This is a genomic window from Algoriphagus aquimarinus, assembly GCF_900112005.1.
In the GTDB taxonomy this organism is placed as follows: Bacteria; Bacteroidota; Bacteroidia; order Cytophagales; family Cyclobacteriaceae; genus Algoriphagus; species Algoriphagus aquimarinus.
The window spans coordinates 101183-116867 of sequence record NZ_FOKK01000005.1 but is presented as its reverse complement, the minus strand read 5'-3'; the positions used below and the strand labels follow the sequence as shown (position 1 = coordinate 116867).

General features: G+C 41.3%; 17 protein-coding genes. 8 read left to right on the top strand and 9 right to left on the bottom strand.

Annotated elements, in window-relative coordinates:
• Window positions 1-25: 25 nt before the first annotated feature.
• From dtd to BM291_RS08115, 5 genes are read right to left on the bottom strand one after another with little or no spacing between them, the layout of a single operon-like run.
• Entirely contained in the window at window positions 26-478 is a 453-nt protein-coding gene (gene dtd, locus BM291_RS08135) for a D-aminoacyl-tRNA deacylase (protein ID WP_092896167.1), read from the bottom strand.
• Window positions 475-1194, bottom strand: a complete 720-nt coding sequence (locus tag BM291_RS08130; RefSeq protein WP_092896165.1) for a Rossmann-fold NAD(P)-binding domain-containing protein — start codon at window positions 1192-1194, stop codon at window positions 475-477. Before BM291_RS08130 ends, dtd begins: the two co-directional genes overlap by 4 nt.
• A gap of 3 nt (window positions 1195-1197) precedes the next feature.
• Complete coding sequence (locus tag BM291_RS08125; protein WP_092896163.1) at window positions 1198-1818, bottom strand: thioredoxin family protein; 621 nt, start codon at window positions 1816-1818, stop codon at window positions 1198-1200.
• 31 nt (window positions 1819-1849) lie between these two features.
• Window positions 1850-2263 (bottom strand): YkvA family protein, encoded by a 414-nt coding sequence (locus BM291_RS08120; RefSeq protein WP_092896161.1) that lies wholly within the window; start codon window positions 2261-2263, stop codon window positions 1850-1852.
• A gap of 2 nt (window positions 2264-2265) precedes the next feature.
• Window positions 2266-2787, bottom strand: coding sequence for a DUF7935 family protein (locus BM291_RS08115; protein ID WP_092896159.1), 522 nt, complete (start codon window positions 2785-2787; stop codon window positions 2266-2268).
• A gap of 109 nt (window positions 2788-2896) precedes the next feature.
• Between BM291_RS08115 and BM291_RS08110 the strand changes: the two genes are divergently transcribed.
• Both BM291_RS08110 and BM291_RS08105 read left to right on the top strand, forming a co-directional pair.
• Window positions 2897-3211 (top strand): HesB/IscA family protein, encoded by a 315-nt coding sequence (locus tag BM291_RS08110; protein ID WP_092896157.1) that lies wholly within the window; start codon window positions 2897-2899, stop codon window positions 3209-3211.
• 150 nt (window positions 3212-3361) lie between these two features.
• Complete coding sequence (locus BM291_RS08105; RefSeq protein WP_092896155.1) at window positions 3362-3856, top strand: DUF6265 family protein; 495 nt, start codon at window positions 3362-3364, stop codon at window positions 3854-3856.
• 198 nt (window positions 3857-4054) lie between these two features.
• On the opposite strand, the gene BM291_RS08100 is transcribed toward BM291_RS08105, so the two are convergent.
• Genes BM291_RS08100 through BM291_RS08090 form a run of 3 tightly spaced genes read right to left on the bottom strand, consistent with a single transcriptional unit; the run spans window position 4055 to window position 6868 of the window.
• On the bottom strand, window positions 4055-5440 hold the full coding sequence (locus BM291_RS08100) for an NAD(P)(+) transhydrogenase (Re/Si-specific) subunit beta (protein WP_092896153.1): 1386 nt from the start codon (window positions 5438-5440) through the stop codon (window positions 4055-4057).
• Window positions 5437-5724 (bottom strand): NAD(P) transhydrogenase subunit alpha part 2, encoded by a 288-nt coding sequence (locus tag BM291_RS08095; protein ID WP_092896151.1) that lies wholly within the window; start codon window positions 5722-5724, stop codon window positions 5437-5439. Before BM291_RS08095 ends, BM291_RS08100 begins: the two co-directional genes overlap by 4 nt.
• A gap of 19 nt (window positions 5725-5743) precedes the next feature.
• Window positions 5744-6868 (bottom strand): Re/Si-specific NAD(P)(+) transhydrogenase subunit alpha, encoded by a 1125-nt coding sequence (locus BM291_RS08090; protein WP_092896149.1) that lies wholly within the window; start codon window positions 6866-6868, stop codon window positions 5744-5746.
• Window positions 6869-7278: 410 nt separating this feature from the next.
• Here BM291_RS08090 and BM291_RS08085 point away from each other — a divergent pair, with 410 nt between their 5' ends.
• From BM291_RS08085 to BM291_RS08075, 3 genes are all read left to right on the top strand, one after another.
• On the top strand, window positions 7279-8739 hold the full coding sequence (locus BM291_RS08085; RefSeq protein WP_092896147.1) for a Gfo/Idh/MocA family protein: 1461 nt from the start codon (window positions 7279-7281) through the stop codon (window positions 8737-8739).
• Between the two features lie 303 nt (window positions 8740-9042).
• On the top strand, window positions 9043-9276 hold the full coding sequence (locus BM291_RS08080) for a hypothetical protein (RefSeq protein WP_092896145.1): 234 nt from the start codon (window positions 9043-9045) through the stop codon (window positions 9274-9276).
• A gap of 314 nt (window positions 9277-9590) precedes the next feature.
• Window positions 9591-10100 carry a heme-binding domain-containing protein gene (locus tag BM291_RS08075; protein ID WP_092896143.1) on the top strand — a complete coding sequence of 170 codons (510 nt, stop codon included), beginning with the start codon at window positions 9591-9593 and terminating at the stop codon, window positions 10098-10100.
• A 130-nt stretch (window positions 10101-10230) separates the two neighbouring features.
• Here the strand turns inward: BM291_RS08075 and BM291_RS08070 are convergent, their stop codons facing one another.
• On the bottom strand, window positions 10231-10983 hold the full coding sequence (locus BM291_RS08070) for a DUF6503 family protein (RefSeq protein ID WP_092896141.1): 753 nt from the start codon (window positions 10981-10983) through the stop codon (window positions 10231-10233).
• A gap of 208 nt (window positions 10984-11191) precedes the next feature.
• Between BM291_RS08070 and BM291_RS08065 the strand changes: the two genes are divergently transcribed.
• The 3 genes from BM291_RS08065 (at window position 11192) to BM291_RS08055 (ending at window position 15422) form a co-directional block, all read left to right on the top strand.
• Window positions 11192-12193 carry a Gfo/Idh/MocA family protein gene (locus BM291_RS08065; protein WP_092896139.1) on the top strand — a complete coding sequence of 334 codons (1002 nt, stop codon included), beginning with the start codon at window positions 11192-11194 and terminating at the stop codon, window positions 12191-12193.
• Between the two features lie 159 nt (window positions 12194-12352).
• A complete protein-coding gene (locus BM291_RS08060) occupies window positions 12353-13147 on the top strand; it encodes an SDR family NAD(P)-dependent oxidoreductase (RefSeq protein WP_092896137.1) in 795 nt (264 codons plus the stop codon).
• A gap of 67 nt (window positions 13148-13214) precedes the next feature.
• Window positions 13215-15422 carry an alpha-amylase family protein gene (locus BM291_RS08055; protein WP_245786805.1) on the top strand — a complete coding sequence of 736 codons (2208 nt, stop codon included), beginning with the start codon at window positions 13215-13217 and terminating at the stop codon, window positions 15420-15422.
• The last annotated feature ends 263 nt before the right edge of the window (window positions 15423-15685 follow it).

Below are 15685 nucleotides of genomic sequence, written 5' to 3'. Positions count from 1 at the left end.
ATCCTGTTCTTACCTGTCAAAAATTCTAAACCCTATTCTTACTATCGATCAAAATGGTTACAGGTCCATCGTTTACCAAGGAAACTTTCATATCAGCACCGAATTCTCCGGTTCCTATTGACTTTCCCAGGTCCGCTTCCAAGGTTAGAATCATTTTCTCATAAAGTGGAATAGCTATGTCCGGCTTGGCAGCTTTGATGTAAGAGGGACGATTTCCTTTCTTCGTACTCGCCTGAAGAGTAAACTGGGAAATCAGCAAAATATCTCCCTCCACATCCAACAAACTCTTGTTCATCACTTCATTTTCGTCAGGAAAAATCCGGAGGTTCAGAATCTTTTTGGCAAGCCAAGAAATATCTTCCTCACCGTCTGCCTCTTCTATTCCTACCAGAATCATCAGGCCTTGTCCAATACTTGCTTTGACTATCCCGTCAATTTTTACAGATGCTTCCGAAGCCCGTTGAATTACTACTATCATTTGGTTAAATCTTGCATTTCTCCAGAGGAGATAATTTCCACTGAATTTGGTTTTTGTGCGAGCGCGGTCTTTACCATGGCTTTAGCTACTTGGTAATCATAGATTGGGCGAATATTTTTAAAAAGCTTAAGCCAAATTAACGGTTTCATCACTATGCTTGCTACCTGCTCACCCAGTCTGAATTCATTTCTATTTCCCAATAAAAGGGAAGGTCTAAACAAGCCAACATACTCAAAACCTATTGTCTTGAGATCTTCTTCCGTTTTGCCTTTGGTCTGGCTGTAAAATATAGATGATTTCGCATCTGCACCTGAGGCTGAAACATATAGGAACTTCGATGCTCCAAGTGTCTTAGCCCATTTCCCGAAACCAATCACCAAATCATGATCTATGGCAAAAAACTTCTCCTTCGAGCCAGCCTGATTGATAGTCGTGCCTAATGAGGAAAAAGCATGTACCTCAGCCGTTTTCTCCTTCAAACTCTCGATTAGCGAAAAATATTCTCCACTCAAACTCTGTGAAGCAACTTTCTCCTCCCAATCCCAATTAGCTATTTTAGCCATATCGCCTTCGATCTGGACAAGCTTCTGCTGCTTGATAGCAAGCTTTCTACGACCAATGCTCAGCACATAATCATAGTCTTCACTTTTAAAAAGGTGGTGAAGAATTTCCTTACCTACAAGGCCAGAAGCTCCAGAAATGAGTGCGATTTTCATATACTATATAGTTGAAGCAATCAGCGGAGTCAATTCCTCATTTATTGCTGTATTTTTATCTCTTGCGTACCAAAGATGCGTTCCATCAGCAAATTCCTTGGCTGTGATATTTTGAGGATCAAGTTTGTATGCTTTCAAACGGTTCTGAAGAAACTCAGGACGTGGCCCCCAGACGAAAAGCTCCTTGCTCAAGTCTTTATTTAATGCTATCAAGATCGGAATTGATCTCGCTCCGGCAGTAAGGTAGGCATCCATCAGCTCAGGATTCTCATCACGCAAAACGAATTTCAGCTCGATCAGCGGGTTTAAAGCAGCAAGCTTAGCAATGAACGGTAAGCTTTGCGCAGCATCGCCACACCAGCCCTCTGTGATCACCAGCCAAACCTGCGGAGAGGCAATAGAAGCAACGATTTTATCCAGTTCTGGAGAAATCTTAGCCGTCTTATCCCAGCGATTCATTCGCTGCACATTCATTTTGGTATAATCCAGATAGCCTTCTGAGTGATTGACCCCAGTGGTCTTATTCTCAGCCAAAAGCTGATCAATCATTTCTCTGTATTCCGAATAGTTCTGTGCTGAGGCAATCAGCTCAGGAGTAATCAATAAAGTTTGTTGGTCTAGCATTGCATATTATTTTGCAGACTAACAGACTTGTCTAGTCTTGAGTTCTCTCCCAATCCAAAAATTCCTCAATCTCATCTTTTACTTTAGCATAAATAGCCAAGACTACACTCAAATCATCTGCAAAACCAAAGAAGCCCAAAAAGTCTGGAATGATATCAATAGGCGAAACAAAGTAAACCAAAGCCAAAAGAACCAAACCTAGTGTACTGTTGGTCATCTTATGTGCTCCGTTAAAGTGTGCCTTGATCATCCTGATAAAAACAGAAACTGGCTCAATGAGCTTTTTCACTTTCGGATTATCCCCTACACTTGAAATCTTACTACCAACCCCAGCGATTAACTCTGTAACTTTTTGTTTTTGTTTCGCGAGCGCGTCCACTTTCCTGCCAAAAAGTGCTTTGGCATTATCGATAGTCGCTGAGGTTTTAGATTGGAAGGAGCTCATTTTCAAAAGTAAATTTGAATTTCTGATTTCACTTGTTTCAACGCATAACTGATCGCATCGTTCTTTCTTTCTAGGGTTTGAGCAAAAATCGCCTTAGCCATATCTACTCCATTGGAATCATCGTTGAGCATTTGTCTGCTCTGATTGAGAATTGTAGTCACTTCCTCCACCGCACGCTTTACCGCTTCCCAAGTTTCCTCAGAAAAATAAACTTGCTGCGAAAAGTTGTGGTTAAATTCTTCTCTCATTTCTACTAGTAAAAGCGTATGCAATTCTCCCGCAGTAAGCCCGCCAGGATTTGATCTTCTCACCAAATTGTTTGGTGTGATTCTCTCCAGAAAAAGGCAAATACGCTCAGCTGCCTGCAGTCGAATAGGAAGTACTGTTTGTGAATTCTGGGTCTTCAGTTCTACGAGCGTTCGCTCTCTTTCTTTAGAAAGAAAAGAAACAACCACGAGGTACATGCCATACAGAACAATACCTGCAGGCAAAAGGATTTTCAATAAATCGACTAAGTATTCCATTTTTGGGGATTAAGCTCGAATTTGCACAAATTATCCCCGTAAGAAAACTCCGGGGAATGTAAATTTACATTCTGGCGAACCAATTCCCTGCCAAAAACATTTCCCCCACATGATAATCCCAATTAAGATCACCGAAAAGGCCGAAGCTGAGATCAAAAATATCATGGCTAATAAAAACATTCCCGCTGATTATCACCTGCGAGTGGGGGTGAAAGGCGGTGGATGCGGCGGAATGTCTTATGCTTTGGGTTTTGATAAACCAAAGGAGGAAGACCAGAAATTTGAATTGGCTGGCATACCAGTTCTGATAGAGAAAAAGCACTACATGTTTTTGATGGGAATGCAGATTGATTTTTTTGAGGGAGATGAAGCACGAGGATTTACCTTCATCAATCCCGAGATTCCAAAGCGACATGATGTGTGATTTACGTTTCTAACCACAGAGGCCACTAAGGTTTCGCAGAGAACGCAATTGACAAAGTTGTCCTGCTTCTCCAGAAGCAGGACTTAACAATACTCAGCCTTTATTGCCATTAAGGATTTTCCTAAATTCGAGAGGTCTAAATCTCCATTTATGAAAAAGTCACTACTCTCCACAATTCTATTCTTGACCTGTTTCATCGCTTTTTCTCAAGTAAAACAACTTGAAAAAGAGCAAGAACCTGGAAAAGGAAACGTCTCTAACCTAAGCTGGCTAGAGGGTTTCTGGACAGGAACTGGATTTGGTGGGGAATGCGAGGAAGTTTGGATGCCTGCTGTCGATGGAAGTATGATCGGGACTTTCCGCTTTTGGAGCGAAGGCAAACTTGTTTTTTCGGAATTCATGCATATCGTCCAAGAAGGAGAAACTTTCTCATTGAAACTCAAACACTTTAATGCTGACCTTTCTCCTTGGGAAGAAAAAGAGGAGTGGACGACATTTCGATTGGTGGAAGTTGGTGAAAACATCGTTTATTTCCATGGGTTGACTATGAAGCGAGAAGGTGATGAAATCACTCTCTGGCTAGCACTAACTGAAGGTGGCGTAAGGACAATTGAGGAGTTGAAATACGTGAAGAAGTCGTTTTAACAAGAGTCGACTCCAATGCCATTTTGATTTCGTCCTTTCAGGACTATGCTAGACTAGCATTCATTTTTACCGATGGGCGGCACCCATCGTTCGGACATTCGGCCCTTTCAGGGCTTTTCAGCGATTTTAATAGGACAAAAAAGAGCGACCTGAAATTCAGATCGCTCTTTTTAAGGTATATACTTTTTCTAAACTGACTTACATCTCCTTCATTTCAGAGACAACTTTAGTAATCGTCTGCTTGGCATCTCCGAAGAGCATCAAACAATTTGGATAGCCGAACAGCTCATTTTCCACACCAGCATAGCCTTTACCCATGCTTCGCTTACAAACGATGACCGTTCTGGCTTTATCAGCATTTAAGATCGGCATTCCGTAAATCGGGCTTTGAGGATTATTTCGAGCTGCTGGATTGACCACGTCATTTGCACCTACGATCAGCACCAAATCCGTGTTAGGAAACTCATCATTGATGGATTCCATTTCTATCAGCTTGTCATAAGAAATATTTGCTTCGGCCAACAGCACATTCATGTGGCCTGGCATTCTTCCTGCCACTGGGTGTATGGCAAATTTGAAGTCAATTTTGCGTTTTTCGCATTGCTCCATCAGTTCACGAATCACATGCTGAGCCTGAGCTACTGCCATCCCGTAACCCGGAACTACAATCACAGAAGATACTCCATCAAACAGCATGGCTGTTTCCTCCACTCCTATTTCTTTCACTGTAATAGACGGACCATCTGCTTGTGCTTCATTCACAGTCTGACCAAACCCGCCCAAAAGCACATTGACCAAGGATCTATTCATCGCCTTACACATGATCTGCGTGAGAATAATCCCAGATGCTCCTACCAGTGAACCTGCAACGATGAGTACATTATTATTTAGGATAAAACCTGTGGCACAAGCCGCCATTCCTGAGTAGGAATTCAGCAAGGATATCACCACTGGCATATCTGCACCACCGATTGGAATAACAGTTAGAATACCCAAAACCAGTGCTATCACGATCAAAATGATAATCAGCATAGGGTCAGTTTGGTCAAGTACAGTAAAGAATGCGGCTGTCAGAAACCCTAAAAACAAGATCAGATTGATAGGATGCTGCCCTTTGAAAGTAATTGGTGATCCTGAAATATTTCCATTGAGCTTCAAATAAGCCACCAAAGATCCTGTAAAGGTAAGTCCGCCAATAAACACGGAAACGATAATACTGATTACGGTCACCAATTCGATGGATTCCATATTGACTTCTGTCCTCAGGAAATAGTCAGAAAGTGCAACGGAAAAGGAAGCTAAACCACCAAATCCATTGAAAATTGCAACCATCTCTGGCATTTTGGTCATTTCAACTTTATTGGCATAATACAGTCCAATTGCAGACCCCACGACTATACATGCAAGAATCTCCACCATGGAAATGGCATCAATCTGCAGTAATGTGGCTACTATGGCTATGAACATCCCCAAGGCTGACAGACGATTTCCTTTTCGTGCTGACTTGGTTTTATTCATCATTTTCATCCCCAACACAAATAAGATGGAGGCGATCAAATAGGCTAATTCTATGGCTACACTCATTTTTTCTTGAACATTTTAAGCATACGATCTGTGACAGTGTAGCCGCCGACTACGTTGATGGTGGCTAGCACCAAAGCAACCATTCCCAACCATTTACTAATGGTGGTATAGCCCATCTCATTGCAGGCCAAAAGTGCTCCTACGATGGTAATTCCGGAAATCGCATTGGACCCAGACATCAGTGGGGTATGCAAGGTTGGGGGAACTTTCGCGATTAGCTCAAACCCCAGAAAACTTGCCAGAACAAGTATATAAATCAGAATAATTAATGCTTCTGAGCTCATAATTTGAAAAGGTTAATTCTTATTTATTTAATATTTTATTGGTGAATTCGTGTACCACTTGGCCTTCGTAAGTGATCAAAACACCTTTAGTGATCTCTTCTTCACGGTCAAGATTGAATCCATCTTTGGTAGCCAAATGAAGCAACAGTGTGCTGATGTTGGTAGCATACAACTGACTTGCATTGGTAGAGAGTAGAGAAGGCAAGTTTGACTCGCCTATGATGGTGACTCCATATTTTTGGACGATTTGATCCTTCTCAGAGATTTCACAATTTCCGCCAGACTCCACCGCCATATCCACAATCACAGCTCCTTTTTTCATGCTTTTGACCATTTCCTCTGTCACTAGAATTGGAGATTTTTTGCCCATCACCAAAGCTGTAGTAATCACCAGATCAGAATCCTTGATTTTACTTTGAATAAGTTCCTTCTGCTTTTGCAAAAATTCCGCAGAGACTTCAGAAGCATACCCGCCTTCTACTTTCACTTCATCAGCTCCTTCTACAGTCAAAAACCTACCACCCAAAGATTCGACTTGCTCCTTGGTTTCAGGGCGAACATCGCTGACTTCCACTACTGCTCCGAGTCTTTTGGCTGTGGCAACAGCTTGTAATCCTGCCACTCCAGCTCCGAAAATCAGAACTTTGGCAGGTGTAATTGTACCAGAAGCTGTCATCATCAATGGAAAAATCTTCTCTAGGTAATTAGCCCCTAAGATCACCGATTTATATCCAGCAAGATTGGCTTGGGAACTTAAGCAATCCATTTTTTGAGCTCGGGAGATCCTTGGTACAGCATCCATAGAAAAGGACATTATGGACTTCTTATTCATTTCGTCCAAAATTTCAGGATAATTGTACGCATACATAATAGACATACAAGCACTTCCATTTTGCATCTGCGCGACTTCCTCTTTCGAGAAAAGATTGACCTTCAGCAAAACATCCGATGCAAATACATCCTGTATGCTTCCTACAACAGCTCCTGCTTCCTTGTAGTCTTCATCAGAAAAATTGGACCCTGTGCCAGCTCCTTGTTCTACGGCAACAGAGAACTCTTTTTTGATTAATTGCTTAATGACATCCGGACTAAGTGCTACCCGTTTTTCACCCGTTTTAGTCTCTTTTAAAACTCCTATTTTCATTTCAGGCTAGTTGAATAAATTTCTTTCAAACTTTATACTGTTCAATATATTCAAAGAAACTAGGAAATATCTGCTCAAGCCACCTGTATTATCCTGTTCTTTTACTATTTCTTGATATTTTCTATGGGGAAATTGAAAAAGATTAAAATTTAATTTAAACCAAAAAGACAATTTACAACCGGGTTCTGAAGGAAATAACCTATAATTAATAACCTGCTTTTTGAAAATGATAACATTTTAGAAACAGACTTCGAATTGCAGAACCCCATCTTTGTAATATCCTGAAAAACCATCAATTCTAGTCCTTACCATTAATCATTAAGATTAGCTATTCAAATACAAACAGGATTCATCCAAAAAAATAATTCCCTATTTTTAGAATACTTATTTGACCTTAAACTAATAACCTCATGCACAACCCCAAGAAAAATTCCGAGGGACAAACCCGAAGGGATTTTATCAAAAACGCGGCAATGGCCTCCTCTTTTATGATTGTCCCCCGGCACGTTCTGGGTGGAGTAGGATTCATTGCTCCAAGTGATCAATTGAATTTAGCAGCCATCGGAGCTGGAGGAAAAGGTGCCAGTGATATTAGAAACGCCTCTGTGAATGGGCGTGAGCGAGTAGCTGCACTTTGTGACGTTGATTTTTCGGGATCTGCTAAAGCATCAGTAGAAAGATTCCCAGACGCAAAGCGTTATGCTGATTTCCGTGAAATGCTCGATAAAGAAAAAGATATCGATGCCGTTACGATTTCCACCCCTGATCACGTGCATGGTCCTGCAGCTAAGTATGCAATGGAGCGTGGTAAACACGTATATGTACAGAAGCCAATGACTCACAACATCAAGGAGGCTAGAATGCTGACCGAGATGGCAAGAAGTCAAAAAGTAGTAACCCAAATGGGTAATCAAGGCGGATCAAATGATCTCTTGAAACTTGTTCAGAAATGGGTAGACGACGATAAAATCGGTAAAATCTCCAAAGTAGAAGTTTGGACCAATAGACCAGTATGGCCTCAAGGCGGTGCTTTCCCTAAGCCAAACCCAAGTGCAAAGCCAGATGCTTTGAACTGGGATCTATGGTTAGGCCCATCTCCTGAGATTCCTTATACACCAGAGCTTCATCCTTTCAGCTGGAGAGGTTGGTGGAACTACGGCACAGGCGCACTAGGTGATGTAGGATGTCACTTGATTGATATTCCATTTAGAACATTAGGATTGCATTACCCTACAGATGCAGAATGCAGTGTAGGCTCTGTATATAGTGGCATGTGGACTCCGGATTATCATCCTGATGGCTGCCCTGCTTCTTCCTTTATATCATTGAACTTCGCAGCAACCGCTAAAAGTAAATCTCCTATCAATATGACTTGGATGGATGGCGGCATCAAACCTGCGCATCCGGATATTATTCCTGCAGACCAGGAAATCGGTGGTGGATCAAATGGTGTTTTGATTATCGGTGAGAAAGGCATAATCTCTACTAATATTAATGACAGTTCAGCGCTAATGCCGAAACTCTACTTGAATGACGGCACACAGGAATTTGGACCTCAGACGGAAGAGAACCTTGAGCCAGAATATGGACACCAGAGAAAATGGGTGGATGCATGTAAAGCAGGTTTTGGAAGTTCAGAGCATAAAGGCTTGACTTCCTCATTCGACTATGCTGGCCCAATGACTGAAACCGTATTGATGGGTAATCTTGCTATTCGTAGCTATATGCTACGTAGAGAGAACAGCAAAGGACAGCCAGAATTCTACGGACGTAAGAAATTACTGTGGGATGGAGACAAACTTCTCATCACAAACTTCGAAGAAGCCAACCAATTTGTTGGAAGGACGTATAGAGAAGGCTGGGAGATGTAATTCATCAGCAGAGATAATTCAATCGAAACCCGTTCAAATTGATTTTGGACGGGTTTCGATATTTTAACATACACGTACTAAATCAACTCACTCCTGCCCTTAGCAATCATAAAACTTAAATCCACATTCTTTGATATGTATTTAAATTAGATATATTGTGGCTTCTGGAAGTTATGGTCTAAGAATGCAATGTAAATTTTAGAAGAAAGCAATAAATAGTAGGATTTTATCTATAAATACCCTGCGTAGCTTTTTTTTAAACGACAAGCATCCTTAGATTGGCAGGAATTAAACACTTATTAAATGGCACAAATGATTAAAAAGGGAAAAGAACTAATTCGTATCTGCCCTACCAACACGCTAAAAATTGAATATTCTGTAGATGAAGGCGAGACTTGGATCCAACGATATATGGGGAACCCAGCCAGTCCAGGCGAATTTACAGACTTAGCAGATGGTGGTAAAGAATTATTAGGTGAAGGCCCAAAAGGAAATTTTTACTCAAAGAATAAAGGTAAATCTTGGCATAAAAGATAGTATTTGCTTAAGCATTGCCCCGTTCCCATTAACGCAAGCAGCTGTTTAGTTAGACGAAAATCACCAGTTTTGAAGAACTAATTAAATTTCTGCTGAAAAATTAGCATTACGGTACGAGTTTGTAATTAAGAAATTCACTTGGAAGATTAATTTAAAGCCCAAATGTGAGCCATTTGTTTGTACACCAAACTTTGCCTCATTTCAAGTGCAGACATAATTTTCTTTCAGTGCTTTTTTTGATATCTTAAACTTTACCAACCTCATTGAGTCTAAACATCTTTAAGTCTAAGATTCTAACTAGAAATAAATCAGCCATGCTAAAAAAAATTGGATTAGTCCTATTGGTCATCTTGGTGGCCATACAGTTTATTCCCTACGAGAAAAACGAAGGAAAACCTGCGGAACACCCTATTTCAGGAAGCTATGATATACCTGATAATGTCAACAAATTACTGGTTAACGCCTGTAACAATTGCCATACGAATACGTCCGAATACCCTTGGTATGCAAGTATAGAACCAGTAGGTTATTGGCTAAATGATCACATTCAAGAAGGCAAAGGACATTTGAATTTTGATGAATTCACTAATCGACCATTGGCTTGGCAAAACCATAAGCTAGAAGAAACCATTGAAATGGTTGAGGAAAAGGAAATGCCTTTGGATTCTTACACTTATTTAGGATTACACCCTGAGGCAAAATTATCTGATGCAGATCGCCAAGTCATTATTGATTGGGCAAAAGATCAGATGGCTTACCTAAAGGCTACCTATCCGGCTGATAGTTTGGTGATGAAAAGAAGAAGCCCACCTCCTGCAGAGTAAAACAACTCTTCTTCCTCTTATTTAATGGAGAGTTAGAAAAGTAGCTAGGAAGTAATTAGAAATACTACACACATAAAAAAACACGCTCAATTAATTTTGAGCGTGTTTTTTTATTGCTTTTAAAGTCAATCTATAGGCCATCCTTGCTATAAAAGGAAGCTGGTTTATTTTCTTTAGAGAGAGAAATAGCTTCAAAATCTACTCGATTTCTTTCTCCCACAATTTCTCCATTCTCTACTTTTTGCCAAGCAATGGAAGTAGGAAGACTTACCCCATTTACATCCGCCCACTCATCATATTTGATCCAGCTTGGTGGTCCATCCTTCAATTCCTTTCCGAAAGTCGCTTTGTATCCCAACCATGCCATTTTGTAGGTCTCTGAATCATAATGCAAAAAGTAAATATCATCTGGAGCTTCACCTACACCAGCACCATAAGTGATTTTCACACCTGGATAACTTTTGCCTTCAAACACAAGCGGCTCAGCCACATCATACTTGATCCCCTCATCTGCCAGCACAAATGGCATGGCATAAAAATAAAACATCAAATCATGTCTGAAAGAAGGATCTCCCTCGTATTCTTCCTCTTTATTCAAGGACCAAGCAGAGGCTCCATCAAATCCGATATCGTAGGCCGGTGCCTCTACTCTATCCATTCTAGAGTGTAAGTCTATTGTGTGCACCTCATCAAAACCCTCTTTTGGAATTGTAAATTGAAGCGTTTGCATTTCACGCCAATTTGCCAAGCCCCCATGAGCACTCATTATTTCAATGACTTCCTTTGGAAATCTCTCAGCATCATCCTGAGCTTGTTTTTTCACTTCAGAATTACATGCGAATTGCCCCAGTACTAAAAGAGCACCAATTACTAGATTTTTCATAAGGACAAAAATGCTTGAAAAATAACTAGTCTACAAATACTTCGTTGATCAACAATGTCTTATAGGCGACATACATTATTAGTATTTTCTTTTTACCAACGAGCTAAACCCCCAAAAAATCAGGAGGTGAAATATTGAATTAGCAGAATATTATCTATTTGAATGGCAATAATAAGGTCGCTTCAAACCTTATCCCTATTTTTAACTTATGAGCAAAATTCAAGACACTGAAGTGAGATGGGGAATTTTAGGCGTAGGAAATGTATGCGAAGTCAAATCCGCTCCCGCCATGAACCTCATTCCAAACAGCAAAATAGTAGCGGTCATGCGTCGCTCGGAAGAAAAAGTAAAAGACTACGCCGAACGACACGGTATCTCCAAGTGGTACACTTCTGCCAGTGATCTGATCAATGATCCAGAGGTGAATGCAATCTACATTGCCACTCCTCCGAATGCTCATCTGGAATTGGCAAAACTTGCTGCCGCTGCAGGCAAACCTATCTATGTGGAGAAACCTATGGCACGAACTCATGCCGAATGCCTAGAGATGATAACAATCTGCGAGAAAGCGAATGTCCCTCTTTATGTAGCTTATTATAGAAGAGAATTACCGCACTTCCGCAAAATCAAAGAGCTAATGGATGCTGGGATTCTGGGAGAAATCCGAACGGTCCACATCAATCTAAAACAAAAACTAGACGCTACTTTAATTACAAAAGTGGAAACCAACTGGCGGGTAGATCCTGAGCTGGCTGGTGGCGGATATTTCTTTGACTTGGCTTCTCACCAATTAGACTTGATGGACTTTTTCTTTGGGAAAATCACACATGCCTCTGGCTTTGCTTCCAATCAAGCCAAAACCTACGAAGCCGAGGATATTGTTTCTGGAAGTTTCGTCTTCAACAGTGGAGTTCTGGGCTCAGGCAACTGGTGCTTCACGACTTCTGCAAATGCAGAAGTAGATGAAACCATCATCTACGGTAGTAAGGGAACAATTCGATTCGAGACTTTTGGCAAAGGTGAGTTCACTCTTAATACAGATGAAAAAGGAACTCAGGACTTCTCCTTTGAACTGCCAAAGCATATTCAACAACCTCTTATCAAAACCATCGTCGGTGATCTTCTTGGATCTGAAACTTGCTATAGCACTGGAATCAGTGGAGCAAGAGCCAATTGGGTAATGGATCAATTGGTGAAGGAAAAAGTATAGGCAATCCTAACAATAGCCCCCTATTTAAACTGGGGGCTATAAACTGAGACACTCAAATTAATTTCACCCTCCTCCGAATTTTCTTACCCGCACGTTAGTTTACCCTATCATGCGGCGCTTTGCTGCTTTTCAACTAACCATTTTTAATTCACACAAGCAATGTACTTAAAATTAGAAGATAAAAAAGCATTCATCTCTGGATCCACAGCAGGAATTGGTTTTGCTATCGCAAAGAGATTCTTGGTAGAAGGAGCCACTGTAATCATAAACGGCAGATCACAGGAAGGCATAGACAAAGCCATTGCAGATTTGAAAGCTGAAACAGGATCTGATAAAGTCACTGGTATTGCGGCTGATTTCTCCAAAGTAGAAGAGGTAGACAACTTATTGAAAGCGCTCCCTGAAGTAGATATTTTGATCAACAACGCTGGCATTTTTGAGCCAAAAGCTTTTGTAGATATTCCTGACGAAGATTGGTTTAGATTCTTCGAAATGAATGTAATGAGCGGAATTCGCCTTTCCAGGCAATATTTCCCTAAAATGCTTGCCAAAAACTGGGGTAGAATCATTTTCATTTCCAGCGAATCAGGTGTATTCATCCCTGATGAGATGATCCATTACGGCATGACCAAAACTGCTCAACTTGCTGTGGCTAGAGGTTTGGCCGAACTCACCAAAGGCACAAACGTCACGGTCAACTCTATTTTACCTGGGCCAACCAAATCAAAAGGTGTAGGTAAATTCATTGAAGACATGTCAGATTCCAGCGGTAAGTCTGTACAAAAAGTAGAAGAAGAATTCTTCCAAGACATGAGGCCTACTTCACTTATTCAGCGCTTTGCTGCTGTAGAAGAAGTGGCTGACACGGTTGTCTATTACTCTAGCCCATTAGCTTCAGCTACAAATGGTGCGGCTATCCGAGTTGAAGGCGGACTAGTAAAGTCAATTATTTAAATAAGTTTTGCCTGATCAGTAATATTATTGTTTATTGATCAGGCAAAACCTCTAGTTAAATAAACTCATGCTAAAGAATATATTTGGAAGGCCATGGCTTTCTGCTCCAGTATTACTTCATAGGAAAAGTCACCAACTCTATTCTTTAATACTCCTCTTTTTGATTTTTAGCTTCAATGCTTTTGCGCAGCAAAGTAAAAATGACTGGTTGCTTTTTGACAAATCATATCCAGCAGAATTAATCAAAACCTCAGAAAATGAGCTTACGATAAGCAATGGCCTCGTGCAGCGCAGTTTCTACCTCGCTCCCAACCTAGTTTGCTACGACTTCAAAAACCTCATGAATGGCGAGCAATTGCTACGCTCTGTTCTGCCGGAAGCGGAAGTTACAATTGATGGAAAGAAGTATGCTGTTGGCGGGAAACTCGAGCTTCCTGAAAAAGGGTACTTCTTGAAAGAATGGCTGAAGGATCTGGAGAAAGGCGAAAACAATTTCCAATACCAAAGCTATAAAGTCTCCGAAATCACCCCGCACTTCCCTACCAAGATTGCCTATTGGACAGGTAAACCCTTGCCTGCAAAAGGAATAAAAATCTCATTTACTTATGCTCATCCTGAATTGACAGGTCTAACGCTGGAGATTCATTATGAGGTTTTCGACAACCTTCCTCTTATCTCCAAGTACCTAACGATGGAGACTCAGGGCAATAACTCCTATCAAATCGATCAGGTAAAGCATGAATTACTTGCCGTCGTTGAAGAAGAATCTGCCGTGGTAGGAGCTACTGAAAAGATGAAAAAGCAGCATCAATTGTATGTAGAGAACAATTTTGCATTCAATAACTCTATGCAAGCTGAACTGAGCAATCAGGCTTCGCATTGGAAAATGGACTCTAGCTACACCTCACAAGTGAACTACAATTACGAAACTCCTGCTATTTTGGAAATTTATCCAGAGAAAGGAATTGGGATTTCACTTGAGCCGGGCGATAGCTTTGAATCTATCAGAAGCTATGAATTGGTGCTAGATTCTTACGATCGGGAGAGAAATGGATTGGCAAGAAAGAAGATGTATCGCACCATTGCGCCATGGGTTCTTCAGAATCCAATCTTCATGCACTTGGTGAGCAAAAATGATGAGCAAGTCAAAACGGCAATTGAGCAATGCGTAGCCACAGGTTACGAAGCCTTGATCCTGAGCTTTGGCAGCCATATCAATATGGAAGATGATTCTCCGGAGAATATCGCTCGTTGGAAATCTCTGGCGGACTATGCGCATGAGCGCGGAATTAAAATCGGAGGATATTCGCTCTTTAGCTCTCGCAGTATTAATGCTGAAACAGATGTCATCAGCCCGATTACTGGCAAACCAGGAGGAGCGTTCTTCGGAAATGCACCTTGTCTAGCCAGCGAATGGGGTTTGGATTACCTGCAAAAACTTAAAAGCTTTTACTCAGAAACTGGGTTTGATATTTTCGAAAACGACGGTCCATATCCAGGTGATGTCTGCGCCTCCACTTCTCACCCCGGACATCATGGTTTGGAAGATTCTCAGTGGGTACAGATCAATCTTCAAAAAGGACTTTACCAATGGATGAATCGCGAAGGAATTTACATCAATGCTCCTGACTGGTACTTTTTGGACGGTTCACACAAAATCGCCTTGGGCTATCGTGAAGTCAACTTCTCACTTTCGCGCGAGCAACAAAAAATACTCAATCGCCAAAATATCTATGACGCCACTTGGGAGAAAACTCCTTCCATGGGCTGGGGATTTGTTCCATTGACTGTGTATCAGGGTGGCGGTGCTGACGCAGTTCTGGAGCCACTTTCTGAGCATCTAACCGATTACAAGCAACTCATGATGCAATATTATGGAGCTGGCGTGCAAGCTTGCTATCGCGGCCCTAGATTGTATGACACTGAGGAGACCAAGCAAGTAGTGATAGATGTGATCGACTGGTACAAGGAATATCGTGATATCCTGAATGCGGACATCGTCCGACTGAGAAGAGCTGATGGTAGAGACTGGGATGGCTGGATGCACATGGATCCAAAAGGAAAAGAAAAAGGACTGGCGATGCTGTTCAACCCAACTTCAGAACCTATCAAGAAATCTATCAATGTGCCACTTTACTACTCTGGCCTAGCTCAAACAGCCAAAATCCAAATCGAAGATGGAGCAGCCAAAAGCTACCAGCTCAATAGAGACTACTCTGTTGACATTCAAATAGAAATTCCTGCAGGCGGATATACTTGGTTTGTGGTGGAATGAAAAAATCTACCGCAGAGAATCACAGAGTTTTACACTGAGGACGCTACCGCTATAACCTTTGAGGTCTTTTTTGACCTCGAAGGTTTTATTTTTTTACCGCCAAGTCGCGAAGGACGCGAAGAACTCCGCAAAGGATTAAGGGGTCTTTTATGATTGAGTGAGATACTAATCGTGCCGTTGGCACTCTCATTTACCTGAGAATTCTTGTTAACCCTGAATTTCGCTTCGCTGGATTCAGGGTTATTACTATTTGTGCCTTTGGC